This is a genomic window from Brachybacterium rhamnosum (assembly GCF_039526185.1).
GTDB classification, from domain to species: Bacteria; Actinomycetota; Actinomycetes; order Actinomycetales; family Dermabacteraceae; genus Brachybacterium; species Brachybacterium rhamnosum.
The window spans coordinates 502244-528753 of the sequence record NZ_BAAAIS010000003.1 but is presented as its reverse complement, the minus strand read 5'-3'; the positions used below and the strand labels follow the sequence as shown (position 1 = coordinate 528753).

Below are 26510 nucleotides of genomic sequence, written 5' to 3'. Positions count from 1 at the left end.
AGATTCCTGCACGGTGAAACGGGGGAGCAGTGGTCTCGGACGCGCGTGGTCGTCCGGATCAGGACGTGAGCGCTGACCGGTCCGAGCCGCCGGTGAGGTCCGCCTCGACCATGTCGCGGCGCAGCGGCGCCCCGGCCACGTATCCCACGAGCGCGATCGCGACGATCACGCCGATCGTGCCGAGGGTCAGCGCCTCGAACGCCGCATAGGGCACGCCCATCGCCTCGGAGAAGTCGTAGTCCAGGCCCAGCAGCGTCTCGAGGGTGCCGGGGAAGACGGAGACCCACGAGCCGAGCGCGACGAAGCCCGTGGTCACGATCCCGAAGGCGAGCATGACGCCGTTCCCGCCGGGCACCGTGAAGGGCCGCGGCTGGTCGGGACGGGAGAAGCGCAGGCGGATCGCCGCCGGGATGACGATGAGGTAGCTGAACAGGTAGGTGGTGATCGCGACGGAGAGCACCACGTCGAACAGCGCCGCGGAGGTGCCCGTCAGCTGCATCGCGGCGAGCATGAACACCGTCGAGATCGTGCCGGAGAGCAGGTTCACGCGGATCGGGGTGCCGAGGGTCGCGTGGAACTTCCCGAAGAAGCCGCCGAAGAAGGAGCCGTCGGCCGCGGCGATCGCCTGCATGCGGTCGGACATGATCATCCACGCCGCCCCCTGGCCCACGTTCGCGAGCAGGAAGAGCACCACCGCGAGGGTGAGCATGGCCGGTGCGGCCGGGCCGTAGACGTCAAACACCGTCGCGACGGCGGTGATGAGGCCCGTGAGGCCGTCGATGTCCTGGTGCGGGATGACCAGCAGGATCGTCAGCACCGGGACGAGGTAGAGGACCCCGGCGAGGGCGGAGGAGCGCAGCACCGCGAAGGAGACGTCCTTCGAGGCGTCCTTCATCTCGCCCGAGGCGCTCGAGCCGGACTCGAAGCCCAGGAACGCGAACAGCAGCAGCGGGGTGAGGGTGATGAAGCCGGAGACGGTGGGGGAGAAGTCGCCGAGGGCGAGGCCCTGCACCCCGTGCTCCGCGGCGTAGACGACGGCCGTGACGATGAAGATCCCGAGGAACACGATCTTGCAGACGGCGCCCATCGAGGGGATCCACTTCGCCCGGCGCAGCGACAGCACCGCGGCGAGCACGGTCGCCCAGATGATGACGAGCTTGACGGCGTAGTCGGCGACGGAGCCGGCCTCGAAGGCCACGAGGTGCTCGCGCACCGCCTCGGTGCTGAGGAAGGCCATGGACCCGCCCACCCAGACCGGCTGGGTGATCCAGGTGAACGCGGAGGCGACCGCCGCGGCGGGCCGGCCGAACGCCTCCCGCACCCACAGGTACACGCCGCCCTCGCCCACGAAGGCGCTGCCGGTCTCCGCGAAGATCAGCGCGTAGGGCACGAGGAACACGAGGATCAGGACGACGAGCCAGGTGAAGGTCTCCGGGCCCTGCGAGGAGACCGAGCCGAGCATCTCGAGGCCCACCACGGCGGAGACGACGATGAAGACGATGTCGAAGCGGCCCAGGGTCCGATGCAGCACCTCGTTCTGCTTCTGCGCGAAACGGGTGGTGCCGGAGGACCGGGGCGTGGGCATGCGGGAGCTCTTCTCGGATCGGGGAGGGGTGGGGCCGACGGCGGCCCTCGGGCAGGGTAGCGCTCCGGCTGCATTCCGCGCGAAGCCGTCCCTCCCCGGTGCCCGGCGGTGCCGTGCGCGGCTGGTCAGGCGCGGGCGAGCACCGCCTCGGCGAGGATCTCGACGACCTCCGGCACGAGGTGCAGGTTGAAGGTCGGCTCGAAGAGCTCCGCCTCGAGCAGCACGAGCCCGAAGGCGGCGGAGTCCACCATGTCGATCCGGGCGTACAGCGGCAGCGGCGCGCCCGTGACCGCACCGGTGGCGGCGACCACCTGCTCCGCGAGGGCGGCCTCCGCGGCGCTCACCTCCACGAGCTCCGGGTGCTCCTGGTAGACCCCGCCGCGCAGGCCGCCGCCGCGGGCGAGCAGGGCGCCCTTGGAGATCGCGTGGGTGACGCGGCCGTCGACGAGGTACACGGCCTTCTCCGCGCCCTCGGAGAGCTCGGGGACCTCCGGCTGCAGCAGCACGGTCCCGCCGCCGCCGAGGATCGCGCGCGCGGGCCCGAGCAGCGCGGGGTCCTCCCGGGCGAAGAGACCCGTGTGCAGGGAGCCCGCGCCCACGGCGGGCTTGACGACGACGTGCTCCGCGTCGGCCGCCCCGAGGGCCTCCTGCAGGGAGGCCTCGTCCTCGTGGTAGGTCGTGGGGACGACGGGGACGCCCGCGAGGGCGAGCTGGGCGAGGTGGCGCTTGTCCATGTTCCAGCGCACGAGCGCGGGCGGGTTCAGCACCGTCGTCGCCTCCCCGACCCTCGCGAGCCAGCGCGAGAAGCCCTCCGGGTCCAGGGGGTAGTCCCAGGGGCTGCGCAGCACCGCGAGGTCGACGCCGGACCAGTCCACGGAGTCGTCGTGCCAGCTGACCGCCTCGGCCTCCACCCCGCGGAGGCGCAGCGCCTCGACCAGGAGCGGGGAGTCGACGTCCGCGTCGAGCTCGGAGTAGAAGGACGGGTCGGTGCCGACGACGGCGATGCGCGAGGTCATCGCAGAATCGTAGGTCAGCCGGTCATCGCAGCGGCAGCCACACGCGCATCGGACCGATCTCGCGGTTCGCCCACGCGTAGTAGGGCACGGCGCGCCAGGTGTGCGGTGCGGGCTCGGGCGCCGGGGCGTCCCAGGGCAGGTAGCCGTCGCCCGCGGGAGCAGGGCTGATCGCGCCGTCGAGGTCGAGGGCGACGACCCCGTCGAGCGCGTCGATCCGGTGCTCCGTGACGGGGGACGACGGGTCGATCAGGGCGTCGTCCACGGTGCCCCGGCCCTCCTGGTCCGCCTGCTCGAGGGCGTAGACGAGCGGGCCACGCAGCAGGGCCACGGCGCCGCGGGAGGCGTCCACACGATGCGGGGCGCGCACGAAGCGCGGCGTCATGGGCAGCTCGAGCAGGATCTCCTCACCCGGGGTGAGGACACGGCGGATCGTGTGCGCGCCGGGGGAGACCTCGGTGCTCGTGCCGCCCTCGGTGAGCGTGGCGCCCGCGGCCCAGGCGGGGACGCGCAGGCTGAGCGCCGCCTCTCCCTGCGGCGCCTCGAGGATCCGCACGGCGACCTGCCCGTCGTGGGGGTAGGCGGTCTCGACCTCGACGGTCAGGCCGCCGCCGCTCCAGGTGCCGCTCGCGTAGAGGTGCAGCTGGAGTCCGTCCTCGGTGGCGGTGGCCATGTACTGGTCGAGGGAGGAGAGGGTCCGCATGACATTGGGCGGGCAGCACGCGCAGTCGAACCAGCCGCGGCGGCCGTGGACGATCGACCGGCCCTCGTCCGCGATCGCGCCGTCGCGCAGCTGCAGGGAGTTGACGTAGAAGAACTCGGTGCCCGCGAGCGAGACGCCCGGGAGGACGGCGTTGTGCAGGAGGCGGTCGATCTCGTCCGCGTAGGCAGGGTCGCCGGTCGCGAGCAGCAGCCGCCACGCCCACTGCACGGCCGCGATGCCCGCGCAGGTCTCCGCGTAGCCGCGGTCCGTGGAGAGCTCGAAGGGGTCGCCGAAGGCCTCCCAGTCCCAGCGCGCGCCCATGCCGCCGGTGACGTAGGTCTTGGTGGCGAGGGTCGTCGCGAAGAGCGCGCGCTGCTGCTCCAGGAGCGCGGCGTCGCCGTCCTCGATCGCGAGGTCCGTCGCGCCGGCCGCGAGGTAGAGGGCGCGCACGGCGTGGCCCTCGACGGTGCTCGCCTCCCGCACGGGCACGCGGTCGGAGAAGTAGCCGGGGTTGTCCTTCCCGTTCGCGTTGTGCCCGCGGGCATCGAGGAAGTGGCGGGCGAGGTCGAGGGCGTCGGCGCGGCCGGTGAGGCGGTGCAGCTCCACGAGGGCCATCTCGATCTCGGGGTGGCCGGGCACACCGGGGTGGCCGCCGCGCAGGAACACCTCGACGAGGTGGTCGAGGATCCGCAGCACCACCTCGAGCAGCGCGTCGTCCCCGGCGGAGCGGGAGGTGGCGACGGCGGCCTGCATGAGGTGCCCGTAGCAGTAGAGCTCGTGGTTCCAGGCGAGGTCGGTGTAGCGCTCCTCGCGGGTGTGGCGCAGCTGGTGGACGGCGTTGAGGTAGCCGTCCTCCTGCTGCGCGCCGGCGACCGCGGCGGTCACCTCCGCGAGCAGGGCCCGCAGCTCGGGATCGTCCCCGCGGCCCAGCTCGTGACCCACGGCCTCGAGCCACTTGTAGGCGTCGGAGTCCTGGAAGATCATGCCGCGCGCCTCGCCCTGCTCGAGGCCGGCGGCGATGCGGAAGTTCGCGAGGGTCCCGGAATCCTCGAGCTGGCGGTGGCCCGCGCGCAGCGCGTCGCGGCGGTTGCGCTCCTGACGCAGGGCCCAGAACCCGCCGGTGATCCGGGCCGCGCCCGGGGCGAGCGGCCGCAGGGCGGTGCGGGCGGAGGCGGTGGGGGCGACGGGAGGGGCGAGGACGGACGTCGTCGTCATGGGGGAGCTCTCCTGTGAGCGTGCCGGTCGGATGCAGCTTCCGCCGGCAGCGGAACCTGGGCCGGCGGCGGAAGCTGAGCCGCCACCGGAAAGATACGCAAACGATTGCCTGTCCGGATCAGTATGAGCGCCGACGGATGCGGATCGCAAGGGTTCGCAGTACTGTTCCTGCATGTCACCGCAGCGGCCGTTCTCCACCACCGTCAGGATCGGTGACGTCGCGCGCGCCGCTGGAGTTTCCGTGGGGACGGTCTCCAAGGCGCTCAACGGCACCGGGAGCCTCCGCGAGGAGACCCGGCGGCACGTCCGCGAGACCGCCGAGCGGCTCGGCTTCGTGGCCGACGCCCGCGCCCGCGGCCTCGTCGCCGGTCGCACCTACACGGTCGGCTTCCTCACGACGGACAGCTTCGGCCGCTTCATGCTCCCAATCCTCATGGGGGCGGAGGACGCCCTCTCCGTGGGGCAGATCGCCGTGATCCTCGCGGACACCCGCGACGACCACGCCCGCGAGCAGCACCTCCTGCGCTCGCTGCGCTCCCGGCGCGTCGACGGGCTCATCGTCACCGGGCGCACGACCGACGCCCGCGACCCGCTCGACGTCGACATCCCCGTCGTCCACGCCTTCGCCCCCTCGAACGACGACTCCGCCCCCGCCGTGCTCACCGACGAGGCCGGGGCGGCGCGGCTCGTCGTCGAGCACCTGCTCGCGATCGGGCGGCGGCGGATCCTCCACGTCACCGGCCCCGAGCGGCACCGCTCCTCGCGCGTGCGCGCCGAGGAGGTGCGCCGCGTCGCGGGGGAGGCGCTCGTGGGCGAGCCCATGTTCGGCGCCTGGAGCGAGGAATGGGGCCTGCGGGCGATCGACCTCGCCCTCGCCTCCGGCCTCGAGTTCGACGCGGTCTGCGCGGGCTCCGACCAGATCGCCCGGGGGGTGCTGGACCGGCTCCGCGAGCGGGGGCTGTCCGTGCCGGCCGACGTCGCCGTGACGGGCGTGGACAACTGGGACGTCATGGCGCTCGCCGCCCGCCCCGCGCTCACCACCGCGGATCTCTGCCTCGCGGAGATCGGCCGCCGCTCCGGCGAGATGCTGCTGGACCTCGTCGAGGGCCGTGAGCTCAGCGAGCAGCGGGTGGTCGTGCCGCCGCGGCTCGAGGTGCGCGGCTCGACGGTCTGAGGCCCGACGGCGCGCGGCCCTGTACGGCGGGGCGCGACCGCGCGAGAGCGGCGGCCTTGCCCTCCTCGACGATGAGGCCGTGCAGCTCGGCGAGCTCCGCCACCGTGAATGCCGCCTCCTCGAGGGAGGGCGCGATCCACCGGGCGAAGGCCGTGTAGGAGCGCGGCACCGCGTGACCGCGCTCGGCCAGCGCGCGCCGCGCGTACTCGTCGCACAGGAACGCCGGGCGACCGAAGCAGTACAGGGAGATCGCGTCCGCCGTCTCCTCGCCCACGCCGTCGACCCCGCGCAGCTCCGAGCGCAGCTCGGCGTCCGTCAGCCCCGGCACCTGCGGGGCGCGCTCCGCCCACCAGGCAGCGAGGGCGCGCAGCCGACGCGGCTTCTGCGAGGGGAAACCCGCCGCGCGCACGAGCTCGCGCACCTCCTCCTCGGGCGTCGCCGCGAGGGCGGCCGCCTCGAGCAGCCCCCGCGCGCGCAGCGCCGTGACGGCGACGTCGGCCTGCTCCCAGCGGGAGCGCTGGACGAGGATCGCGCCGACGGCGATCTCGAAAGGAGCCTCCCCGGGCCACCACCACCCCTGCGGGCCGTGCGCCCGGAGCAGCTCCGTGTACAGGGCGCGCAGGTCGGGATTCACGCGCCGGGGTGCTCCGGCAGCAGGCGGGAGTCGTCCGCGGGGTTGCGCAGGGTGAGCACGGCCCGGGAGACGGAGGGCTCGCGCTCGAGGAGGTCCTCGATCGCCTGCACCTTCTCCTGCAGCACCGACTCGCGGACGTCCCCCACGAGGTCCACGGAGGCGACGACGAACAGCTGGTCCGCGCCCACCCACTCCGTGTGCAGGAAGGTCACCTGCTCGACGTCCGCGTGCCCCGCGATGATCTGCAGCAGGTGGTCGCGCAGCGCGGGGGAGCCGCCCTCGCCGCTGAGGAACGCGGCGTTGCGTCCCACGAGGATGATCGCGACGATGCCGAGCAGCACGCCCACGAGGATCGAGCCGATCGCGTCCCACACGGCCTGTCCGGTGATCTGGTGCAGGCCCATGCCCGCGGCGGCGATGACGAGGCCGATCAGTGCGCAGGCGTCCTCCGCGAAGACCGCGCGGAGCATCGGGTCCGAGGTGCGGCCCACGTAGTGCAGCAGCGGCATGCGACGGTCACGGGCGCCCGAGCGGGACTGCCGGAACGCCTGCAGGAAGCTGATCCCCTCGAGCACGAAGGCGATCGCGAGCACGAGGTAGCCCCAGCCGTAGCCGGCCTCCTCGGTGCCCGTCTCGCCGAGGGACTGGATGCCGTGCCACACGGAGACGCCGGCGCCGACGGCGAACAGCCCGATCGCGGCGAACATCGCGTAGACGTAGCCGACGCGGCCGTACCCGAGCGGGTGGGAGGAGTCCGGGGAGCGCCGTGCCCGCCGCTCGCCCACGAGCAGGAAGACCTCGTTGCCGGTGTCCGCCCAGGAGTGGGTGGCCTCCGCGAGCAGCGAGGCGGAGCCCGTGAGCCCTGCGACCACCGTCTTCGCGATCGCGACGAGCAGGTTCGCCCCGAAGGCGAGGAGCACCGTCAGCGAGCTCCCGCCACCGGAGTCCTTCCCCTCCTGCTGCGCCGCGTCGATCCCGTTCCCTGTGCCTGCCGGCCGTGCCGTGCTCGCTGCTCGCTCGTCCATCTGCCCCTGCTCTCCTGGTTCACCTCGCAGGGTAGATCGTCACGGCGTCCCGCGGCACGAGCAGGCGCACGTCGGAACCCGGTCGCAGGGTCCCGGCCGCGACCGCCTCGGGCGCGAGGTCCGCCTCGAGATCCGCCGTGCGCACCCGCACGAGGTCGCCGCGGGGCTCGAGGCCCGTGACGGTCCGGGCGAGGACGGTCCCGGCGGTCCGGTCGCCCGTGGAGGGGGCGAGCGTCACGGCGGCGGGTCGCAGCGCGGCGAGGGCGGGGTCGCCCTCGCGGAGGTCGCCGCTGCGGCGGCCTTGGATCAGCTCCCCCGTGGGCAGGCGCAGCGCGGCGTCCTGGTCGGTGCCGGGAACCCCTGTCGGGTCGACGGCCCCCGCCCCCTCGGCGACCCCGCCCGCCGTCGGGGCGGCGCCGGCGCGGCCGTGCAGAAGTGCCAGGCCCGCGAAGCGCGCGGCGAAGGCCGTGCGGGGGCGGGCGAGCAGATCCGCCGTCGGCCCGCGGTCCTGGACCTCCCCGCCCTCGAGCACGAGCACGTCGTGCGCCATCGTGATCGCGTCGAGCACGTCGTGGGTGACGACCACGGCGGAGCGGCCCTCGAGGAAGCGGGGGAGCAGGGCACGGATCTCCGCGGCGGCGTCCACGTCGAGGGCGGACATCGGCTCGTCCAGCAGCAGCAGCTCGGGATCCGCGGCGAGCGCGCGGGCGATCGCGACGCGCTGCTGCTGGCCCCCGGAGAGCCGGCCCGGGCGGCGCTCGGCGAGGTCTGCGGCGCCCACCTCCGCGAGCAGCTCGTGCGCCCGGGCCCGGGCGTCGCGGCGCGGGACCCCCCGGGCGCGCAGCGGGAAGGCGACGTTGCCGAGCGCCGTGAGATGGGGGATCAGGTGCGCCTCCTGGCCGAGCGTGGCCACACGCCGCGCATGCGCGGGGACCTGCACGGTCCGGCCGCCCGGGCGCACGGACGTCAGCACGCGCCCTCCGAGCACGACCTCCCCGCGGGCGGGCCGGAGGTCGCCGCCGAGCAGCGCGAGCAGGCTCGACTTGCCGGCGCCGTTGGGGCCGACGAGCGCGAGGGTGCGGCCGGCAGGGAGGTCCAGCGCCAGGTCCAGCCCCCGCTCGGGCACCTGCGCCTCGACGTGCAGGCTCATCCCCGCGCCCTCCGGTGCGCCAGCAGGATGACGACGAGCGCGACGAGCACGAGCAGCAGCGACAGGGCCACCGCGGCGTCGGGGTCCGTCTCCCGCAGCAGGTAGATCTCGAGCGGCAGCGTGCGCGTGGTCCCCTCGAGGGAGCCGGCGACGGTGATCGTCGCACCGAACTCGCCGAGCGCGCGGGCGAAGGAGAGCACCGTCCCCGAGGCGAGCGCCGGCAGCACCCCGGGCAGGGTCACCCCGAGCAGCACGCGGGTGGGCCGTGCGCCGAGCGCGGCGGCCGCGCGCTCCGCGCCCCCGCCCGTGCTGCGCAGCGCCCCCTCGAGGGTGAGGACGAGGAAGGGCAGGGCGACGAAGGTCTGGGCGAGGACGACGGCGGCGGTGGAGAACGCGACCTGGAGCCCGAGCGCCTGGAGCGGCCCGCCCAGCAGCCCCTGGCGGCCCACGGTGAAGAGCAGCGCGAGACCGCCGACGACGGGCGGGAGCACGAGCGGGATCAGCAGCAGCGCCCGGAGCAGGGACAGCGCCGGTCCGGGGATCCGTGAGCGGGACAGCACGAGGGCGAGCGGTACCCCGAGCAGGAGGCACAGCACGGTGCTGCAGGCGGCGGTGACCAGGCTCAGGCGCAGGGCGGAGAGCGAGGACGGCGCGCTGATCAGGGCCAGGAACGTCGAGGGGTCGACGCGCACGAGCACCGCCGCGAGGGGCAGCAGCACGAAGAGCGCGCCGAACAGGGCGGGCGGCCAGGCCCAGCGGGGCAGCGTGCTCGTCACGGCGCCTGGAAGCCCTGCGCCGCGAGCACCTCCTGACCGCGCTCCCCGAGCACCTCCTGGGTGAACTCCGTCGCGAGCTCCTCCTGCGAGGTCCCGGCGACGACGGCGAGCGGGTACGTGTTCACGGCGGCCTTCGCCTCGGGGAGGTCGATCTGCTCGACGGCGTCCCCGGCGGAGGCGGCGTCGGTCACGTAGACGAGGCCGGCGTCGGCCTCGCCGGAGGTGACCTTGCCGAGCACGTCGGTCACGCTCTGCTCCTCGCTGACGGGGGAGAGCGTCACGCCGGCGGACTCCTCGACCTTCTCCGCGGCGCGTCCGCACGGCACCTGGGGTGCGCAGAGCACGAGCTGGACGCCCGGTTCGGCGAGCGAGGCGAGATCGGTGATCCCGGCGGGGTTCCCGGCGGGCACGGCGATCGTCAGGGTGTTCGTCGCGAAGTCCTGCGGGGTCCCCGTGACGAGCTCCTGCTCGACGGCCTGGTCCATGGTGGCGGTGTCCGCGGTGGCGAGGACGTCCGCCGGGGCGCCCTGTCCGATCTGGGTGACGAGGTCGGAGGAGCCGGCGAAGGAGAGCTGGACGTCGACCCCGGGATGGTCGGCCTCGAAGTCGGTGGCGATCTCCTCGAAGGAGCTCTTCAGGCTCGCCGCCGCGAAGACGGTGAGGGTCGTGGAGCCACCGGCGTCGCTCGCCCCGGCGGTGTCGGAGGAGGAGCCCGAGCAGCCTCCGAGCAGCAGGGCGCCCGCGAGCGCTGCGGCGAGGGCGGGGACGGTGCGGCGGCTCATGCGGGGACTCCGATCGATTCGGCCTCGACGAGGACGGTGGTGGCCTTGACGACGGCGGTCGCGACGCTGCCGGGGGCGAGGCCCAGCTCCTGGACCGCCTCCGTGCTCATGAGCGAGACCACGCGGAAGGGGCCGCACTGGAGCTCGACCTGCGCCATGACCGTGTCCGTCGTGACGGCCGTGACGAGGCCGGTGAAGCGGTTGCGGGCGGAGGTGCGGGCGTGGCGGCCGCTTGGCGTGCGCGCGTGCTCGCGTGCCGCGCGGGCGACCTCCGCGCCGTCGAGGACCTTGCGGCCGCTCTCGTCGGTGCCGGCCGTGAGCGTCCCCCGCTCGATCCACCGTCGCACCGTGTCCTCGCTGACCCCCAGGAGGTCGGCGGCTTCTCTCACCCGCAGCTGCGTCATGGTCAGGCATTCTAGCCGCGCAGATGCGCCTTGCTGAGCCGCTTCCATGCGCGAGTGCGGGTCGAGGTGGCTGGAGGCTCAGGAGGCGAGCAGGACCCCGCCGAGCGCCACGAGCGCCACGAGCACCGTCGAGCAGAGTGCGAGCAGCAGCGGCCTCACGCCCACGCCGAGCAGCTCCCGCACCCGCACCCCGGAGCCCAGCGCGAACATGGCCGCGGCGAGCAGCGTGGTCTGCAGCAGGTGGGCGGTGTCGAGGACCGCCGTCGGCACCGGGAGCCCGGTGCGCACGAGCACCAGCGCGAGGAAGCCCGCGACGAACCAGGGCACGATCGGGGGGAGCCGCGGTGCGGTCGCCCCGGCCTCCGGGACGGGCGACCGACGCGTCCGCGCCCGCTCGCGCAGTGCGAGGACCGTCATCACGGGGGCGAGCATGAGCACGCGGGCGAGCTTCACGACCACCGCGAGGGCGAGGGCCCCGCCGCCGATCAGCCCTCCGGCGGCGACCACCTGCGCGACCTCGTGGATCGCCGCGCCGGCCCAGAGCCCGCCGGTCGCGGTCCCGAGGTCCAGCAGCGTCACGGCGGCGGGCAGGATCAGGATCATCGCCGTCCCGCACACGACCACGAGCGCGATCGCCGTCGCGGTGGGCGTCTCGTGCTCGCCGTCGGGGTCGGTGACGTCGGCCGCCGCGGCGACCGCCGCCGCACCGCAGATCGAGAACCCGCACGCGACGAGCAGGGTGAGGCGCGGATCGACCCGCAGCAGCCGGCCCAGCAGGAGCGTCCCGCCCACGCCGATCCCCACGACCGCGACGACGACGAGGATCATCCCGGCGCCGAGGGCGAGCACGTCCCCGAGGGCGAGCTGGAGCCCCAGGAGCACGATCCCGAGGCGCAGCAGCAGCTTGGTGGCCACGCCGATGCCCGGGGTGAGCGCGGGGAGCGGCGGGAGCAGGTTCGCGGTCACCACCCCGGCGACGATCGCGAGCAGCAGCGGGCTCAGCAGGGGCAGCGGCGCCGTGAGGAGCTGGGCGGCGACGGCGACGGCGAGGCACACCCCGATCCCGGGGAGCGCGGCGGCGAGGCGCGCGCCGCGGCCCGGGCCGGCGGGGCGGGGAGCGGGGCCCGAGGTGGGGGTGCTGAGGGGGGTGTGGCCGCAGGCTTGGAGCATGGATCCACCCTGGCCCGCTGCGCCGCCATGCAGTAGACCCCGATCCGGCACGGGGGCATATCCTGCTGATATGACGTCGTCGCTGCCGAACCTCCCCGCCCTCGCCCTCTTCGTCGCCGTGATCGACGAGGGCGGCCTCGGTGCCGGCGCCCGACGGCAGGGCATGGCCCAGCCCAACGCGAGCCGCATGATCGCCCGGCTCGAGGCGCAGGCCGGGCAGGCCCTGCTCGAGCGCAGCCCGCGCGGCGCCCGGCCCACCCCCGCCGGTCTCGTGCTCGCCGCCCATGCGAGGGAGCTGCTCGAGGCCGCCGCCGCGTTCACCGACTGGATCGAGCACGGCACGGAGGAGGAGGCCACGCTGCTCGAGATCGGGGCGAGCATGACGGTCGCCGAGCACCTGGTGCCCGCCTGGCTCACCGCGCTGCGCTCCGTGGCCCCTGCCGTGCGCGTCACCCCGCACGTGCTGAACTCGACCGGCGTGGTCTCCCAGGTGCGCGAGGGCACGCTGCGGCTCGGCTTCATCGAGACCCCGCACCTCCCCGCGGGGCTCCATGCGCTGACGGTCGGCGAGGACGAGCTCGTCGTGGTCGTCGCCCCGGGCCATCCCTGGGCAGGACGCACGGACCTCTCCCGCGACGAGCTCGCCGCGACGCCGCTCGTGGTGCGCGAGGGCGGCTCCGGCACGCGGGAGGCCTTCGAGCAGCTCGTGCCCGCCGCCGCGGAGACCGAGCCCGTGCAGGTCCTCGGCAGCAACGCGGCCGTGCGCGTCGCCGTCGCGGGCGGGGCGGGACCGGCGGTGCTCAGCCGTCTCGCCGTGCGCTCCGCGCTGAGCGGGGGAGACCTGCTCGAGGTGGGGCTCGCCGGAGAGCCACTCCGCCGGCCGCTCACCGCCGTCTGGGGCGGGCCGCGCCGCCTCTCCGGGGCGGCGGCGGAGCTCGTCGCCCTCGCCCGACGCGACGCCCCCGCGAACCGCTGACATCTCCCGCCGGGCGGCGCATACTGGCAGGCCCGGCCGCCCGTGCCGCGGGGAGGAGGTGCTCCCATGAACGTCGTCCTCTGGGTGCTCGCGTTCGCCCTCGCCGCCGTCTTCGCGGCCTCCGGGATCATGAAGCTCACCGTCCCGCGCGAGAAGCTCATCGAGCGCACGCCCTACGCGGCGGATCTCCCGCACTCCGTGGTGCTCGCGATCGGCGTGGTCGAGGTGCTCGGCGCCGCAGGGCTGCTGCTCCCCGGGCTGCTCGGCATCGCGCCGGTGCTGGTCCCGCTCGCCGCCGCGGGCCTCGCGATCACGATGGCCCTCGCCTTCCTCACCCACATCCGCCGCGGCGACCAGCTCGCCCAGACGCTCCCCGCGATCGTCCTGCTGGTGCTCTCCACGCTCCTCGCCTGGGGCCGCTTCGGGCCGTACCCGCTCTGAGCGGGGGCCTCAGCGTCCCAGGAGGTCCTCGAGGTCGAACCCTCCCAGCAGGCCGCCGAGCAGCCCTGCGTCCCCGAGCAGGTCGGTGTCGCCCTGCGCCCAGAAGTCCTCGCCGCCCGGTGGGCCGACGGGCGCGCCGGGCAGGTCGTGACCGGGGGAGACCGCCCCGTGCAGGAGCGAGGAGGCGGCCGACGAGACGACGACCCCTCCCGCCACGGCGGCGAGCAGCCCGCCCGCGCCGAGCAGGCCGCCGCCGCCGAGGGTCGCGGCGCCCGCGGTGAGCGAGCCGGCGATGTCCCCGACGCGGGAGGAGCGGGGACGCTCCGCCTCGGGCAGCTCCGCGCGGAGCCGGGCCTCGACCTCCTGCCGCTGGAGCGGGGTGAGGCGTTCGAGCGCCTCACGGTGCACGGCCTCGAGCTGCTCGGGGCTCGCCACGCGGACGATCCGCTCGTACTGCGCGATCGCCTCATGGTCCTGCTCGGTGAGCGCGGCGGAGTGCGCGGTGAAGGAGCTCTGCCAGGTGCCCGTGGAGGCCCCGGCGGAGGTGGGGGCGCCCGTCGCCGGGACGGAACCGGCGGGCGCGGCGGGTGCGGCGGCGCGGTCGGTGCCGCCGCGTGTGGCGGGGACGGCGCTCGGGGTGCTCGCGCCGAGCACCCGGCGCAGCTTCCCGGTCAGGCGGTCGAACGTGCTCATGGTGGCCTCCGGTCCTCGGGCGCCGCCGGCTGCGACGCGGGACCCAGTCCATCGCGCGCACCGGGGAGGGGGCTGTGGTGCGGCCCAGCGGAACCTGTGCACGGCGCCGTGGGACGAGCGCCGGAGGTCCCGCCGTCCGCCGCGCCGCCGTCGGCCGTGGTCCGCGGACAGGACCTGTCCTCCCGACGTCGAAGACTGGTCCCTGACGGCGGGGAGCGGCCCCGCCCCACCGGACGGAGTCCCGATGTCCTTCCTCACCCGCCACGACGTCACCGGGGAGCGCGAGCTGCTCGCGGTCTTCGTCGAGCAGCAGGCCGATCAGATCGCCACGAGCCTGTACGGGCTCTCCCACGAGGACCTCGGCCGCGCCGCGAGCGCGTCCGCGATGACCCTCGGCGCCCTGGCCCGGCACGCGCTGCTCATGATCGAGGGCACCGTGCTGCGCGTGCAGGCCGCCCCGGAGGCCTCCGCCCCCGCTCCGCGCACCCCCGAGCAGGCGGCGGCCGAGGGGCCGATCGACCCCTCCGCCCTGCGCGAGGAGGACACGGCGGAGTCCCTCGGCACGGCGCTGCGGGAGGCCGGCGCCGCGCTCGGGGCCGCTCTGCTCACGGCGGACCCGGCGACGAGCGTGCCGATCCCGCAGGCCCCCTGGTTCCCGACCGAGGGGGAGTGGACCGTGCGCTGGGTGGCCCTGCACCTCGTCGAGGAGCTCGCCCGCCACGCCGGGCACGCGGACATCCTGCGCGAGAGCCTCGACGGCAAGGGCACCTACGAGCTCAACGCGCGCTCCGACGGCGAGCCCTGGCCCGCCGAGTGGGCGCAGGGCTGAGCGCCCGAGGTCACGGCCCGGGTGCCGGGCCGGTCCGGAGGTGGCAGGATCGAGCCATGATCGACGCCGACCTCCGGACCTGGCTCCTGGACACCGACCCCGCCCTGCGCTGGCAGGTGGAGCGCGACCTGCTCGACGCCCCCGAGCACGTGTGGCTCGCGACCCGGGCACGGATCGCCACCGAGGGGCGCGGGGCCCGCTTCCTCTCCCTCCAGGACGAGGACGGCCGCTGGGCCGGCGGCTCCTTCTTCCCGGGCGGCTTCCTCGACGACCCCGCGAACCAGCAGCTTCCCGGTCAGCCCTGGACCGCGACCACCTGGACCCTCACGACGATGCGCGAGGACGGCATGGACCCCGCGCCGCTGATCGCGAACGACACCGCCGGCAAGCTCGAGCGGAACGCGCGCTGGGAGTACGACGGCCTGCCCTACTGGGACGGCGAGGTGGACTGCTGCATCAACGCGATGACCCTCGCCAACGGCCTCTGGCTGGGCCGCGACATGGAGGCGAACGCCGCCTGGTTCGTCGAGCACCAGATGCGGGACGGCGGCTGGAACTGCGAGTGGGTCGAGGGCTCCACCCGCGGCAGCTTCCACTCGACGCTCAACGCCCTCAAGGGTCTGCTCGACCACGAGATCGCGACCCGCGGCACGCCCGCCACGCGTCTCGCGCGCCGCCGGGGCGAGGAGTACCTGCTCTCGCGCGGCCTCATGCGCCGCGCCTCGACCCACGAGGTCGTCGGCAGCTTCATCCCGTGGTTCGGCTACCCCTTCCGGCACATCGCGAGCGCCCTGAACAGCGCGGACCACATGCGCCGCGCCTCCCTGCACGAGGGCACCCCGCCGGATCCGCGCATGCGCGAGGCGATCGAGATGATCCGCGAGTCCCGGGAGAGCGACGGCACCTGGCACCAGGGCCGGGTGCTGCCGGGTGAGGTGTGGTTCCCGCTCGACGTCCCCGAGGGCGAGCCCTCGCCATGGGTCACGATGATCGCCCTGCGCGTGCTGCGCTGGTACGACGAGGGGACCGGCGCGAGCGGGCCCGCGGCGCTGCCCTTCTCCTGAGCCGCGTTCAGCGGGCGGCGGCGTCCTGCGCGGTCGTGCGCACGCGATACAGGCTCGTCGTCGCCGTCATGTAGAGGGTGCGGCCGTCGTCCCCGCCGAAGCACAGGTTCGAGACGGTCTCCGGGACGGGCAGGTCCAGCAGCGGCCGGCCGTCGGAGGAGAAGACCTGCACGCCCGAGGCGCTCGAGCTCCACACGTTGCCGGCCGTGTCCACGCGGATCCCGTCGGGCACGCCCGGGGAGACCTCGACGAAGGGGCGCCCGTAGCGGGCGCGGTCCCCGCCGATCACGTCGTAGACGCGGATCGTGTGACCGCGCTCCGGGCCGGCGGAGTCGGCGACGTAGAGCAGCGAGGCGTCCGGGGAGAAGGCGAGCCCGTTGGGTGCCTCCATGTCCGTGACCACGGGGCGCAGCTCGCCCGTCGCGGGGTCGAGGCGCAGCACCCAGCGGTCGCCGTACTCCTCCTCGCCCAGGTGGCCCTCCTCGGGCTTCTGGATGCCGTAGGACGGATCGGTGAACCAGATGGCGCCGTCGGGTGCGACGACGACGTCGTTCGGGGAGTTCAGCCGCACCGGCCCCAGGCGGTCCACGAGCACCTCGGGTCGGTGCGCGTCTCCGGGGCCGGCGGAGTCGTCGCGCTGCACGGCGCGGCGGCCGTGGGAGCACTCCACGACGCGCCCCTCGAGGTCCAGGGTGCGGCCGTTGGTGAACTCGACACCCTCCGCGAAGACGCTCAGCTCCCCGGTCTCCTCGGAGAACTCGAGGATCCGGTCCCCGGGGATGTCGCTGAAGCGGAGCGCCCGGCGGCGGGGGAGCCAGAGCGGCCCCTCGGCCCAGGTGGCGCCGCTCGCGACCTTCTCGACGGCCGCCCCGGGCTCGAGCAGCGACGACGCCGTGCCCTCGTCCCGGGAGGTCCCGTGCCCCGACGTGCCCTGGACGCTGCTCTGCTCGCTCATGCGGGAAGCGTAGCGGGGGAGAGGGCCCGCCCCATCTGGAGGGTCGCCGCGCCGATCGCGCCGACGTCGTCGCCGAACACCGAGGAGCGGATCTCGACCTCGGGGGCGCCGCGATCGGTGGAGCGGGCCCGCTCCAGCAGTCCCGGGAGGGCATGCGGGGAGAGCAGCTCCCAGTAGGGGCCGCCGATGATCACGAGGGACGGGTCGTGGACGCTGATGAGGGTGCGCAGGGCCTCGCCGAGCGCCGTGCCGTGACCGCGCACCTCGGCGAGCGGGCCCTCCTCGCCGGCGTCCGCCCGGGCGACGAGCGCGGCGACGTGCGCGGAGGTGGGCGCGCCGCCGGAGAGGGGCACGCCCTGCGCGGTGCGCTCGAGCATCCCGGCGACGTCGGTGAACATCGACAGGCAGGCGAGACGGCCGCAGCCGCAGCGCGTCCCCGGCAGGCCCGTGGGGAGGTGGCCGATCTCGCCGGCCTGCGTGGTCGCGCCGGCGCGGACCCTCCCTCCGGAGGCGACCGCGGAGCCGACGCCCGCGCCGACGTACAGGTACAGCACGGTGCCCTCGACGGTGCGCCGGCCGTACCAGAGCTCCGCGGTGAGCGCGGCGTTGGTGTCCTTGTCCAGCATGACGGGGCGACCCGTGGCCGCGCCGAGGAGCTCGGTGAGGGGGACGTCCCGCCAGCCGGGCAGCCACGGCGGGCTCTCGACGAGACCCCTGCGGGCGTCGAGGCTGCCGGGGGAGGCGACGCCGATCCCGAGCAGCGTCTCGGCGGGGGTGCCGCCGTCCGGTGCGCGCCAGCCCTCCCGCTCGAGACGGTCGAGGACCGCGTCGAGGCCCGCCGCGATGCGGGCGACGTCGGCCTCCGGGTCGGTGGTGGGGGCGGGGAGCGTCTCCTCCGCGACCACCCGCGCCTCGAGGTCCACGATCGCGATCGCGATGCCCGAGGGGTCCAGGTGCACGCCGGCGGCGAGCAGCGCCGTGGGCACGACCTTGAGCAGCGTGCGGGGCTTGCCGCGGGCGCCGCCCAGCGTCCCGGCCGTCTCCACGATGCCGCGCTCGAGCAGGCGGCGCGTGATGAGCGAGACCGCCTGACGCGAGAGACCGCTGCGCCGGATCACCTCGGACTGGGAGCTGCCGTCGGGATCGCTGCGGATCGCATCGAGCACCACGAGCTCGTTGCGTGCGCCGATGTCCACCATCGAGGAGCCGCGCATGACCGTCCTTCCGCCCTCATTGCCTTTAGTCCAACAGTGTGAGTAATGTACGACACGTCCCGGACGGCCGCAGGTCGTCCCACCCCGGATCCGATGCTCGAGCGGGACCACCACGGCCCCGAGACACAGCACGACGCCGACGGCGGCGCCGTCACGGACCCGATCCCCGCCCCTCTCCACTCCGCAACGTCGCGGAGGAAGGAAGCACGATGAGTGTCCCCGACACCGTCGGCCCCCAGGTCACGGAACCCGGCGTGCAGCGCGCCGCGGCTTCGGACCGGGCGGCCGCCCGACCACCGGACCGACCCCGGCGGATGAACTCCGGCCAGCGGCGCAAGCTGCGCACGGGCCTGCTGTTCATCTCGCCCTGGATCATCGGCGTGGTCGTCTTCATCCTGTACCCGGTGATCTACTCGATCTCGCTGAGCTTCACGCGGTACTCCGGCATGGAGGCGCCCACCTGGGTGGGCATCCAGAACTACGTCACCGCCGTGACGGACCCCCTCGTCGCCAAGGCCGCGAGCAACACGATCTTCTACGCGATCATCGCGGTGCCGCTGGGACTGATCGTCGCCCTCTCGCTCGCGATCGCGATGAACCAGAACGTGCGCGAGGTCGCCCTCTACCGGACGATCTTCTACGCGCCCTCGCTCATCCCCGCCTTCGCGATGTCCTTCATCTTCATCGTGTTCCTGAATCCCCAGTTCGGCGTCTTCAACCAGGTGCTGAACCTGTTCGGCGGCGCGAACGTCAACCTCCTGGGCGACCCCACGGGTGTGAAGATCGCGATCATCCTCATGGCACAGCTGGGAGCGGGCAACGCGGCCCTGATCTTCCTCGCGGGCCTGCGCAACGTCCCGCGCACCGTGTACGAGGCAGCCCGCGTGGACGGTGCCGGCCCGATCCGGCAGTTCTTCTCGATCACCTTCCCGCTGCTCACCCCGGTGCTGCTTTTCAACCTCATCACCGGCGTCTCCGGCGCCCTCCAGGTGTTCACCGAGGCCTTCATCGTCACCAACGGCACCGGCGACCCCGACGCCGGCGCGCTCTTCTACATGATGTACCTCTACAAGAACGCCTTCGGCTTCGCGGAGCTCGGCTACGCCTCCGCCCTCGCCGTGCTGCTGTTCCTCGCAGGCCTCGCCCTGGCCCTGCTGATCTTCTGGCTCTCGCGCCGGTTCGTGAACTACGACGTGGAGGCCGGCTGATGAGCAGCATGATCCAGACCGATACCGAGAACGTCGTCCGACGCAAGAAGTCCGACGCCGAGCTCTACAACCGCCGGGCCGACGGCACCCGTCGCCCCTGGTACTCCACCGTGATCGCGCGCGTCGTCATGATCGCGCTGAGCATCCTCTTCCTGCTGCCCCTGTACTGGATGATCGCCTCGGCGCTGAAGTCCGACCAGGAGCTCGCGAAGTTCCCGCCCACGCTGTGGCCCCACGTCCCCGAGTTCGGGAACTTCGTCAAGGCCGTCACGGCGATGCCGTTCCTGCAGTTCTTCGCGAACTCCGCGATCATCACGATCAGCGTCGTGATCCTCTCGGTGATCTCGAACTTCGTCATCGCCTACGGGTTCTCGTGCATCGATTGGCCGGGCCGGGACAAGATCTTCTACGTCGTCATCGCGACGCTGTTCCTGCCCTTCCCGGTGACCCTCATCCCGATGTTCGACATGTGGGCGCGGCTCGGACTCGTCAACACGCTCTTCCCGCTCATCATCCCGGCGGCGTTCGGCTCGGCGTTCTACGTGTTCCTGCTGCGCCAGTTCCTGCTGCAGATCCCGCGGGCGATGCTCGACGCGGCCCGCGTGGACGGTGCGAGCGAGTGGATGATCCTGTGGAAGATCGCGCTGCCCACCTCGATGCCGGCGCTGACCACCGTCGCGATCTTCGCGGCCGTCGGCTCGTGGAACGACTTCATGGGCCCGCTGATCTACCTGCAGGACTCGAAGGTCCAGACCCTCTCGATCGGTCTGCAGACCTTCCGCTCCGTGAACGCGCAGGACGTCACCTTCAACCAGCTCATGGCGGCCTCGTTCCTCGTGATCCTCCCGCTGCTGGTCCTGTTCTTCGTCTTCCAGCGGTACTTCATCCGCGGCATCACGATCGGAGGCTTCAAGTGATCTCGAGGCGTTCCTTCCTCACCGGCACCTCCGCCGCCGGTCTCGCGCTGGGCCTCGGCGCCTGCGCCTCCCGTCCCGCCTCAGGGCCCAACACCATCAGCTACTGGGGTGTGGGCGCAGCGGACAAGGACAAGGACGAGCAGGTCCGCGATGCGTTCCTCATGACCGACGCCGGGAAGGACGCCCAGATCTACATCGATCAGGTGCCCTCCTCCGGCGTGGCGGACATGTCCCAGATCATCACCGCGGTACGCGGCGGGACCGCTCCGGACCTGTGGTGGATGGACCGCTTCAACGCGGTGCAGAACGCATCGATCGGGCTGCTCGAGCCGCTCGACGACCTCATCGAGAAGTACGAGGACGTCTCCCCGGAGGAGTTCAAGTCGCAGTGGATCCAGTTCGCCGTGGACGAGCTGACCTACGACGGCCGCCTCTACGGGCTGCCCTGCACGACCGACGCTCGCGGGCTCATGTACAACGAGGACGTCCTCAAGGACGCCGGCGTGGACCTGGACCTGTTCGACCCCTCCCAGCACACCATCACCTGGGACGAGATGGACGACGCGGTCGAGAAGATCGTGCAGCAGGACAAGCGCGGCAACTACACGCGGTTCGGCTTCGCTCCCTGGCTCTCCGAGGGCTGGCCCTACACATGGGGCTTCGGCCTCGGCGCGTCGGCCTACGACAACGCGACTGGCACCGTCACCCTCGACTCGCCCGAGTGGCAGTCGGTGTACGAGCTCTACGCGGACTGGGCCGAGCGGTTCCCCTACGCCTCGGTGGACGCGTTCTTCGCGACCTACCAGCCGCCGAACGCCCCGCCCACGCAGACCGCCATGTTCAGCGGACGCCTCGGGATCGACACCACCGGTCCCTGGCAGATCTCCGGCAACGAGAAGTACGCGCCGGACCTCCCGCTGAAGTTCACCTACCTCCCCGTGGCGAAGGAGGGCGACCCCACCTACACGTGGTCGGGCGGCCAGTGCCTCGTCATCCCGCGCGGCGCGAACATCACGAAGACCCTCTGGGAGTTCCTGAAGTTCTACGCCGGCTACGAGGGGCAGTCGAGGGTGGTGCCGCAGTACGGCAACCTCCCCACGAACCTGCAGGCCATCGAGGAGGGGAAGTACAACCCCAAGGCCGAGCTGTTCCGCACGATGCTCCCGAACTCCACCTCGCGGCCCCCGCTGCCGGTGGGCTCGGCGATGTGGGACACGCTCACCCGCACCAAGTCCTCGGTGGCGCTGGGATCATCGACCCCGGAGGAGGCCGTCGCCTCCAACCAGCAGATGATCGAGCCGAAGATGGCGCTGTTCCCCGACTACAAGATGCCGGAGACCTACGGGAAGCCCAGTCCCGTCCCCGGCAGCTGACCCGGTGCGGCAGGGGGCGAGTCCCCCTGCCCCACCACCCGACGAGCGAAGGCGCTCCACCATGATCGACAGACGACACCTGCTCCAGGGCACCGGCCTCGCGGCCGTCGCGGCCCTCGGCGGCGGCGCCTGCGCCCGCACCCCCGACAGCGACGCCAGCACGGTGCGCTACTGGGGGATGGGCGCGGCGGTCAAGGACAAGGACGAGGCGGTCAAAGCCGCCTTCCTCGCCACCGACGCCGGCCGCGGCGTCGAGATCCACATCGACCAGGTGCCCTCGAGCGGCGCCGCGGACATGTCCCAGATCATCACCGCGGTGCGCGGCGGGACCGCCCCGGACCTGTGGTGGATGGACCGCTTCAACGCGGTCCTGAACGCCTCGATCGGGCTGCTTGAGCCGCTCGACGACCTCATCGAGGAGTACGAGGGCGTCTCCGTGGAGGAGTTCACCTCGCAGTGGCTCCAGTTCGCGATCGACGAGCTCACCTACGAGGGCAGCGTCTACGGCCTGCCCACCTCGACCGACGCCCGCGGCCTGCTGTGCAACCAGGACGTCCTCCAGGGCGCCGGCGAGGAGTTCCCCTTCTCCCGTGTGGACGCGTTCTACGCGACCTACCAGCCGCCGAACGCTCCGCCCTCCCGGATCGCCCTGTTCAGCCAGCGCCTCGCCATCACGGCGACCGGCCCCTGGCAGAACTCGGGGAACAGGAAGTACGCCCCGGACCTCCCGCTGACCTGGACCTGGCTGCCGGTCGCCGAGGAGGGCGACCCCACGTACACGTGGTCCGGCGGCTTCTCCCTGGTGATGCCCAAGGGGTCGAGCATGTCGAAGGCCGCCTGGGACTTCATGACGTTCCACACCGGGCTCGACGGTCAGCGCAGCTACGTGCCCGAGCTCGGCAGCCTGCCGACCCACCTGCACGCGATCGAGGAGAAGGCGTACGACCCGACCGCGGAGCTGTTCCGGCAGATGCTGCCCGGATCGACCTCGCGCCCGCCGCTGCCCGTCGGCTCCGTCGCCTCCGACGCGATGGACCGCGCGAAGACCTCCGTCGCCCTCGGCTCGAAGACCGTTCAGCAGGTCCTCGAGGAGACCCAGGCGATGGTCGTCCCCAAGATGGATCTCTTCCCCGGGTTCCGCATGCCGGAGACCTACGGGGAGCGACAGGAGATCGAGGCGGCCTGAGCGCCGCCCCCACAACCACCGGCCGCACGGGCCGGACAGGACCCCACCCACGAGAAGAGAAGAAGGAAACCCTCCCCATGACCCACCCCCTGCGCATCGCCGTGCTCTCCGCATGGCACGTGCACGCCGAGGAGTACGGGCGCGCCGCCCTCGACCACCCGGACACGGAGCTCGTGGCCGTCTGGGACGACGACGCCGAGCGCGGCGCCGCCCTGGCCGCGACCCTCGGGGTGCCCTTCGAGGCGGACCTCGACGCGCTGCTGGCCCGCGAGGACCTCGACGGCGTCACGAACACGACCGCGACCACCGACCACGACGAGATCCTCGGGAAGGTGATCGCGAGCGGGAAGCACGTCTTCACCGAGAAGCTGCTCTCGCCCACCGTCGAGGGCTGCGACGCCCTGACCTCTGCGGCGAGCGCCGCCGGCGTGCAGATCACCGTGTCCTTGCCGCGGCTCTCGCACGGGTACACCGTCGCCCTGCGCGAGGTGCTCGAGGCCGGGACCCTGGGCCGCATCAGCTACTCGCGCGTGCGCCTGGCCCACAACGGCTCGACCGGCGACTGGCTGCCCGCCCGCTTCTACGACCCGGCCGAGGCGATCGGCGGCGCGTTCAGCGACCTCGCCGCGCACCCCGTGTACCTCACCCAGCTGATCCTGGGCACCGAGTCCTCGAGCGTGCGCGCCGCGTACACCGACATGACCGGCCGCGGCGTCGAGGACAACGCGGTCGTCACGATCACCACGCCGGACGGTGCGATCGGCGTCATCGAGACCGGCTTCGTCACCCCCTTCAGCCCCTTCACCATCGAGGTGCAGGGCACCGAGGGGACCCTGCTGTACGGGTTCGACGAGGGCCGCATGCAGCTCGGCACCGCCGAGGGGTGGAAGGACCTCGAGGTCCCCGCCGACACCGACGCCCCCTTCGCCCAGTGGGTCACCGCGATCCGCACCGGCACCCCCACCACCGAGAACCTCGAGCGCGCCCGCGCGCTCACCCAGCTCGTCGTCGCCGCGAACGCCGCGGCCTGACCCCCCAGGAGAGACACCATGACCCTCACCCTTCCCGTCCGCATCGGCCTCATCGGCGGCGGCGGCATCGCCAACGCCCACCTCGGCGGCTACGCCACCATCCCCGACCGCGCTAAGGTCACCGCCGTGGCCGACGCCGTCCCCGAGACCCTCGCCCAGCGCGTCGAGCAGCTCGGCGCGACCGGCTACAGCGACTTCACCGAGCTCGTGAAGGACCCGGACGTCGACGCCGTCGACATCTGCCTGCCCCACCACCTCCACAAGCCCGCGATCATCGCCGCGGCGGAGGCCGGCAAGCACATCCTCTGCGAGAAGCCGCTGTGCCTCACCGCCGAGGAGGCGCGCGAGGTGCGCGACGCCGTGCAGAAGGCGGGCGTGACCCTCATGTGCGCCCACAACCAGCTGTTCATGCCCGCCGTCGCGAAGGCCAAGGAGGTCATCGACTCCGGCGCCCTCGGCACCGTCTACGAGGTGCGCACGACGGACTCGTTCTTCAACGACTTCGACCCGGAGTCCATGGGCTGGCGCGCGAAGGCCGCGACCTCGGGCGGCGGCGAGTACATCGACACCGGCTACCACCCGACCTACCTGCTCATGCACCTCTCCGGCGGCAAGCCGGTCGAGGCGTTCTCCATGATGTCCACGCACCGTCTCACCTTCATGGAGGGCGAGGACTCCGCCCAGGTGCTCGTGCGCTTCGACAACGGCTCGGTGGGCCAGCTCGTGACCTCGTGGGCCTACCAGGCCGCGCCGGGCACGGACCGCTTCTCCGTCGTGGGCGAGAAGGGCTCGCTGAGCTCCGACGGCTCGACCCTGCGCGTGAAGCTGCGCGCCGAGGAGGAGGAGCAGGTGTTCGCGGCGGAGCCGATCGACACCTTCGCCGCGGAGATCGCGGACTTCGTCACCTGCCTCGAGACGGGCCGTCGCCCGATCAACACCGAGGAGGAGGGCATCGCGGTGCTCGGCATCATCCTCGCGGCGTACGAGAGCTCCCGCTCCGGCAAGGCGGAGCCCGTCCCCGCAGTGTGAGACACCTCGGCCCCGCCCCGCACGTCCTGCGGGGCGGGGCCGACGGCCGTCGGGAGGCCCTCGCTCAGGCGGTGGCCCCGCCGGCACCCGGCCCGCGGCAGAGCACGAAACTACTCCGGCCGCGGGCTGCCGCCGTCCCCGGGGTGAGCACCGTGCGGTGCACACGCTCGCCCCAGGTCCCGCGCAGCCGCACGTCCGTCAGCGGGATCTCCTCGATGCGCACCGCGAGGTCCGGGGGATCCAGACGCAGCTCGGCGGGGCCGATGCGCAGCCGCCCCTCGCCGAGCGGCTCGGGCCGGTCCAGGGTCATGAGCACCTGCTCCATCACGAGCGGCGAGGCGGCCTCCCAGTCGTCCTCGATCCGCACCTCCCGGCACCGTCGGTCCAGGGTCGCGGTACGGTCGCAGCGCCGCAGCCCTGCCTCCTCCGGGTACGCCCCGGCGAGGTCCGCGGAGAGCGCGGCGCGGTCGCCGTCGTCGGAGAAGACGGTGCCCGCAGCGCGGAAGCCGATCCCGGGTGGCTGCTCGAGCCCGCCGGGCAGCGGGCAGCTGTGGAAGCTGCTGCGCATCGTCCAGATCGTGTAGCGGGTCTCGGGCAGGAAGGTCTCGCGCCGGTAGTCGCCCACGCCGGCGTCGATGAGCACGGGCAGGCCGTCGAGCGAGGCGATCACGCCGCCCACGTCGTCGTGGTTGTGGCTGACGTCGTTGTGGCCGCCCTTCGCGGCGAGGAACCAGCCGCGCACCTCGCCCTCCTCCTCGCGCATCACGGCGATCTCGGTGCCGGGGGCGTACCAGGAGCGCGGCATGCCGGGCGCCTCGGGCCCCGCCTCGCGCCAGGCGGGATCGCGCAGCTCGTGGAGCGTGCGCAGGAACTGGGGTGCGAGCTGCTCGGGCAGGCGCAGCGGGTGCAGCCCGCCCATCCAGCGGGCGTGCGCGGCGACCGCCTCGTCCTGCACCCGCTCGCCGAAGCGGGCGAGCAGGTGCCAGGAGGCGTTCGGCGGCAGGGAGGCGGCGCCGTCGGAGTAGTTGACCTGGGAGTCGGCGCTGATCTGCATGCGCATGGGGAAGGCGGCCATCGCCGCGACCGGCTCGACGACGAAGCCGTCGAGGGCGCCGTCGGTGATCTCCTCGAGCAGGTCGAGCGCCTCGAAGAGCGTCGCCCCGGCCCACCACCAGTAGGTGGCGCCCTCGTCGCAGCTGCCATCGGCCGCATAGCCCGCGCGGAAGCGGTCGAGGATCGCGAGCGCCCGGCGGGAGTCCTCGGCGAGCACGGCCGGGTCCTCCTCGAGGGCCGCCGCGCAGAGCAGGGCGTTCGAGACGATCCACGGCGCCCAGTTGTTGGGGGTCTCCTCGATCCCGTGCCAGAAGTAGACCTCCTCGCGCCACGGGCGCAGCACCCGGGTGCGGATCTCGTGGTGCATGCGCGCCCGGATCCCGGGGTACTCCTCCTCGAGCGCCTCACCGGCGAAGGAGTCGACGGCGGCGAGCATCCCGCCCGCGTAGCCGCAGGCGAGGTCGAGCACGTCCCGCCCGGGCTGGGGGAGCGGCGGCCGGGAGCCGTCCTCGGGGAGCGCGTAGTGGGAGGGCAGGCACCAGGCGGAGAGCTCGCACAGCCGCCAGACGTCGTCCGCGAGGTCGCGCCGCCAGCGGTCCTCGCCGGTGAGCGCGAGCGCGAGGGCGGCGGAGGCGGTCGCGTTCAGCAGCAGCCGCTGCGCGGTGTCGTAGGGCAGCCGCTCCCCGGTGCGGTGGTAGTGATTCCACAGCTCGAGGCTGGGCGGGGTCTCGCGCGAGTCGCGCTGCCAGGCCTCCGCCGCCTCGAGCACCCTCCCGCGGTGCGCGGCGGGCACGTGCTCCCAGGCGGCGCGGTCCGCGACGGGCGGGGCGGCGCGCCAGGCGCCGGGGCGGAGGGCGGCGAGGACGGGAGGGGTGAGGAGGTCCGAGAGGCGGGAGGGGACGGTCATCGG

At 73.4% G+C, this 26510-nt stretch carries 25 protein-coding genes; 11 read left to right on the top strand and 14 right to left on the bottom strand.

Going from position 1 to position 26510, the window contains the following annotated elements; translation table 11 throughout:
- Window positions 1-58: 58 nt before the first annotated feature.
- From ABD080_RS12515 to ABD080_RS12505, 3 genes are all read right to left on the bottom strand, one after another.
- Window positions 59-1585, bottom strand: a complete 1527-nt coding sequence (locus ABD080_RS12515) for an APC family permease (RefSeq protein WP_137770594.1) — start codon at window positions 1583-1585, stop codon at window positions 59-61.
- A gap of 125 nt (window positions 1586-1710) precedes the next feature.
- Window positions 1711-2601 (bottom strand): ATP-grasp domain-containing protein, encoded by an 891-nt coding sequence (locus ABD080_RS12510; RefSeq protein WP_343905316.1) that lies wholly within the window; start codon window positions 2599-2601, stop codon window positions 1711-1713.
- A 22-nt stretch (window positions 2602-2623) separates the two neighbouring features.
- Complete coding sequence (locus ABD080_RS12505; RefSeq protein ID WP_343905315.1) at window positions 2624-4516, bottom strand: glycoside hydrolase family 127 protein; 1893 nt, start codon at window positions 4514-4516, stop codon at window positions 2624-2626.
- 172 nt (window positions 4517-4688) lie between these two features.
- Here ABD080_RS12505 and ABD080_RS12500 point away from each other — a divergent pair, with 172 nt between their 5' ends.
- Window positions 4689-5690, top strand: coding sequence for a LacI family DNA-binding transcriptional regulator (locus ABD080_RS12500; protein WP_343905314.1), 1002 nt, complete (start codon window positions 4689-4691; stop codon window positions 5688-5690).
- Here ABD080_RS12500 and ABD080_RS12495 read toward each other — a convergent pair.
- Genes ABD080_RS12495 through ABD080_RS12465 form a run of 7 tightly spaced genes read right to left on the bottom strand, consistent with a single transcriptional unit; the run spans window position 5632 to window position 11631 of the window.
- The gene (locus ABD080_RS12495) at window positions 5632-6324 is read right to left on the bottom strand and encodes an endonuclease III (protein WP_137770598.1); all 693 of its coding nucleotides are present in this window, start codon (window positions 6322-6324) and stop codon (window positions 5632-5634) included. The two genes, ABD080_RS12500 and ABD080_RS12495, sit on opposite strands and share 59 nt — an antisense overlap.
- Window positions 6321-7349, bottom strand: a complete 1029-nt coding sequence (locus ABD080_RS12490; protein WP_137770599.1) for a cation diffusion facilitator family transporter — start codon at window positions 7347-7349, stop codon at window positions 6321-6323. Before ABD080_RS12490 ends, ABD080_RS12495 begins: the two co-directional genes overlap by 4 nt.
- A 19-nt stretch (window positions 7350-7368) precedes the next feature.
- Entirely contained in the window at window positions 7369-8499 is a 1131-nt protein-coding gene (locus tag ABD080_RS12485) for a sulfate/molybdate ABC transporter ATP-binding protein (protein WP_343905312.1), read from the bottom strand.
- Complete coding sequence (locus tag ABD080_RS12480; protein ID WP_137770601.1) at window positions 8496-9275, bottom strand: ABC transporter permease; 780 nt, start codon at window positions 9273-9275, stop codon at window positions 8496-8498. Before ABD080_RS12480 ends, ABD080_RS12485 begins: the two co-directional genes overlap by 4 nt.
- Entirely contained in the window at window positions 9272-10057 is a 786-nt protein-coding gene (gene modA / locus ABD080_RS12475; protein ID WP_137770602.1) for a molybdate ABC transporter substrate-binding protein, read from the bottom strand. The genes ABD080_RS12480 and modA overlap by 4 nt, the downstream gene beginning before the upstream one ends.
- Window positions 10054-10509, bottom strand: a complete 456-nt coding sequence (locus tag ABD080_RS12470; RefSeq protein WP_137770603.1) for a TOBE domain-containing protein — start codon at window positions 10507-10509, stop codon at window positions 10054-10056. Before ABD080_RS12470 ends, modA begins: the two co-directional genes overlap by 4 nt.
- 30 nt (window positions 10510-10539) lie before the next feature.
- Window positions 10540-11631, bottom strand: coding sequence for a YeiH family protein (locus tag ABD080_RS12465; RefSeq protein WP_343905309.1), 1092 nt, complete (start codon window positions 11629-11631; stop codon window positions 10540-10542).
- Between the two features lie 70 nt (window positions 11632-11701).
- Between ABD080_RS12465 and ABD080_RS12460 the strand changes: the two genes are divergently transcribed.
- The gene (locus ABD080_RS12460; protein WP_343905307.1) at window positions 11702-12607 is read left to right on the top strand and encodes a LysR family transcriptional regulator; all 906 of its coding nucleotides are present in this window, start codon (window positions 11702-11704) and stop codon (window positions 12605-12607) included.
- Between the two features lie 66 nt (window positions 12608-12673).
- Window positions 12674-13048 carry a DoxX family protein gene (locus tag ABD080_RS12455; RefSeq protein ID WP_137770606.1) on the top strand — a complete coding sequence of 125 codons (375 nt, stop codon included), beginning with the start codon at window positions 12674-12676 and terminating at the stop codon, window positions 13046-13048.
- Window positions 13049-13057: 9 nt separating this feature from the next.
- Here ABD080_RS12455 and ABD080_RS12450 read toward each other — a convergent pair whose 3' ends face one another.
- Window positions 13058-13741, bottom strand: a complete 684-nt coding sequence (locus ABD080_RS12450) for a hypothetical protein (protein WP_343905305.1) — start codon at window positions 13739-13741, stop codon at window positions 13058-13060.
- A 244-nt stretch (window positions 13742-13985) separates the two neighbouring features.
- Between ABD080_RS12450 and ABD080_RS12445 the strand changes: the two genes are divergently transcribed.
- Window positions 13986-14570 (top strand): mycothiol transferase, encoded by a 585-nt coding sequence (locus ABD080_RS12445; protein ID WP_343905303.1) that lies wholly within the window; start codon window positions 13986-13988, stop codon window positions 14568-14570.
- Window positions 14571-14626: 56 nt separating this feature from the next.
- The gene (locus tag ABD080_RS12440; protein WP_137770609.1) at window positions 14627-15634 is read left to right on the top strand and encodes a squalene cyclase; all 1008 of its coding nucleotides are present in this window, start codon (window positions 14627-14629) and stop codon (window positions 15632-15634) included.
- Window positions 15635-15641: 7 nt separating this feature from the next.
- Here the strand turns inward: ABD080_RS12440 and ABD080_RS12435 are convergent, their stop codons facing one another.
- On the bottom strand, window positions 15642-16589 hold the full coding sequence (locus ABD080_RS12435; RefSeq protein WP_343905300.1) for an SMP-30/gluconolactonase/LRE family protein: 948 nt from the start codon (window positions 16587-16589) through the stop codon (window positions 15642-15644).
- Entirely contained in the window at window positions 16586-17803 is a 1218-nt protein-coding gene (locus ABD080_RS12430; RefSeq protein ID WP_137770611.1) for an ROK family transcriptional regulator, read from the bottom strand. The genes ABD080_RS12435 and ABD080_RS12430 overlap by 4 nt, the downstream gene beginning before the upstream one ends.
- Before the next feature lie 209 nt (window positions 17804-18012).
- Here ABD080_RS12430 and ABD080_RS12425 point away from each other — a divergent pair, with 209 nt between their 5' ends.
- From ABD080_RS12425 to ABD080_RS12400, 6 genes are all read left to right on the top strand, one after another.
- The gene (locus ABD080_RS12425) at window positions 18013-19011 is read left to right on the top strand and encodes a carbohydrate ABC transporter permease (RefSeq protein ID WP_343905298.1); all 999 of its coding nucleotides are present in this window, start codon (window positions 18013-18015) and stop codon (window positions 19009-19011) included.
- 8 nt (window positions 19012-19019) lie between these two features.
- Entirely contained in the window at window positions 19020-19928 is a 909-nt protein-coding gene (locus ABD080_RS12420; RefSeq protein ID WP_343905296.1) for a carbohydrate ABC transporter permease, read from the top strand.
- Window positions 19925-21301 (top strand): extracellular solute-binding protein, encoded by a 1377-nt coding sequence (locus ABD080_RS12415; RefSeq protein WP_137770613.1) that lies wholly within the window; start codon window positions 19925-19927, stop codon window positions 21299-21301. Before ABD080_RS12420 ends, ABD080_RS12415 begins: the two co-directional genes overlap by 4 nt.
- A 61-nt stretch (window positions 21302-21362) precedes the next feature.
- Window positions 21363-22487, top strand: coding sequence for an extracellular solute-binding protein (locus tag ABD080_RS12410; RefSeq protein WP_343905294.1), 1125 nt, complete (start codon window positions 21363-21365; stop codon window positions 22485-22487).
- A 77-nt stretch (window positions 22488-22564) separates the two neighbouring features.
- Entirely contained in the window at window positions 22565-23518 is a 954-nt protein-coding gene (locus ABD080_RS12405) for a Gfo/Idh/MocA family protein (RefSeq protein WP_343905292.1), read from the top strand.
- An 18-nt stretch (window positions 23519-23536) separates the two neighbouring features.
- Complete coding sequence (locus ABD080_RS12400; protein WP_343905290.1) at window positions 23537-24547, top strand: Gfo/Idh/MocA family protein; 1011 nt, start codon at window positions 23537-23539, stop codon at window positions 24545-24547.
- A gap of 64 nt (window positions 24548-24611) precedes the next feature.
- On the opposite strand, the gene ABD080_RS12395 is transcribed toward ABD080_RS12400, so the two are convergent.
- Window positions 24612-26507: a heparinase II/III family protein gene (locus tag ABD080_RS12395; RefSeq protein WP_343905288.1), complete on the bottom strand. Its 1896-nt coding sequence runs from the start codon at window positions 26505-26507 to the stop codon at window positions 24612-24614.
- Between the last annotated feature and the right edge of the window lie 3 nt (window positions 26508-26510).

What these genes read in the sequence shown, in the direction of transcription:
- ABD080_RS12515 (WP_137770594.1), bottom strand. Translation starts at nt 1,585, where the DNA reads ATGCCCACGCCCCGGTCCTCCGGCACCACCCGTTTCGCGCAGAAGCAG.
- ABD080_RS12510 (WP_343905316.1), bottom strand. Translation starts at nt 2,601, where the DNA reads ATGACCTCGCGCATCGCCGTCGTCGGCACCGACCCGTCCTTCTACTCC.
- ABD080_RS12505 (WP_343905315.1), bottom strand. Translation starts at nt 4,516, where the DNA reads ATGACGACGACGTCCGTCCTCGCCCCTCCCGTCGCCCCCACCGCCTCC.
- ABD080_RS12500 (WP_343905314.1), top strand. Translation starts at nt 4,689, where the DNA reads ATGTCACCGCAGCGGCCGTTCTCCACCACCGTCAGGATCGGTGACGTC.
- ABD080_RS12490 (WP_137770599.1), bottom strand. Translation starts at nt 7,349, where the DNA reads ATGGACGAGCGAGCAGCGAGCACGGCACGGCCGGCAGGCACAGGGAAC.
- ABD080_RS12485 (WP_343905312.1), bottom strand. Translation starts at nt 8,499, where the DNA reads ATGAGCCTGCACGTCGAGGCGCAGGTGCCCGAGCGGGGGCTGGACCTG.
- modA (WP_137770602.1), bottom strand. Translation starts at nt 10,057, where the DNA reads ATGAGCCGCCGCACCGTCCCCGCCCTCGCCGCAGCGCTCGCGGGCGCC.
- ABD080_RS12470 (WP_137770603.1), bottom strand. Translation starts at nt 10,509, where the DNA reads ATGGAAGCGGCTCAGCAAGGCGCATCTGCGCGGCTAGAATGCCTGACC.
- ABD080_RS12465 (WP_343905309.1), bottom strand. Translation starts at nt 11,631, where the DNA reads ATGCTCCAAGCCTGCGGCCACACCCCCCTCAGCACCCCCACCTCGGGC.
- ABD080_RS12460 (WP_343905307.1), top strand. Translation starts at nt 11,702, where the DNA reads ATGACGTCGTCGCTGCCGAACCTCCCCGCCCTCGCCCTCTTCGTCGCC.
- ABD080_RS12455 (WP_137770606.1), top strand. Translation starts at nt 12,674, where the DNA reads ATGAACGTCGTCCTCTGGGTGCTCGCGTTCGCCCTCGCCGCCGTCTTC.
- ABD080_RS12450 (WP_343905305.1), bottom strand. Translation starts at nt 13,741, where the DNA reads ATGAGCACGTTCGACCGCCTGACCGGGAAGCTGCGCCGGGTGCTCGGC.
- ABD080_RS12445 (WP_343905303.1), top strand. Translation starts at nt 13,986, where the DNA reads ATGTCCTTCCTCACCCGCCACGACGTCACCGGGGAGCGCGAGCTGCTC.
- ABD080_RS12440 (WP_137770609.1), top strand. Translation starts at nt 14,627, where the DNA reads ATGATCGACGCCGACCTCCGGACCTGGCTCCTGGACACCGACCCCGCC.
- ABD080_RS12435 (WP_343905300.1), bottom strand. Translation starts at nt 16,589, where the DNA reads ATGAGCGAGCAGAGCAGCGTCCAGGGCACGTCGGGGCACGGGACCTCC.
- ABD080_RS12430 (WP_137770611.1), bottom strand. Translation starts at nt 17,803, where the DNA reads ATGCGCGGCTCCTCGATGGTGGACATCGGCGCACGCAACGAGCTCGTG.
- ABD080_RS12425 (WP_343905298.1), top strand. Translation starts at nt 18,013, where the DNA reads ATGAGTGTCCCCGACACCGTCGGCCCCCAGGTCACGGAACCCGGCGTG.
- ABD080_RS12420 (WP_343905296.1), top strand. Translation starts at nt 19,020, where the DNA reads ATGATCCAGACCGATACCGAGAACGTCGTCCGACGCAAGAAGTCCGAC.
- ABD080_RS12410 (WP_343905294.1), top strand. Translation starts at nt 21,363, where the DNA reads ATGATCGACAGACGACACCTGCTCCAGGGCACCGGCCTCGCGGCCGTC.
- ABD080_RS12405 (WP_343905292.1), top strand. Translation starts at nt 22,565, where the DNA reads ATGACCCACCCCCTGCGCATCGCCGTGCTCTCCGCATGGCACGTGCAC.
- ABD080_RS12400 (WP_343905290.1), top strand. Translation starts at nt 23,537, where the DNA reads ATGACCCTCACCCTTCCCGTCCGCATCGGCCTCATCGGCGGCGGCGGC.
- ABD080_RS12395 (WP_343905288.1), bottom strand. Translation starts at nt 26,507, where the DNA reads ATGACCGTCCCCTCCCGCCTCTCGGACCTCCTCACCCCTCCCGTCCTC.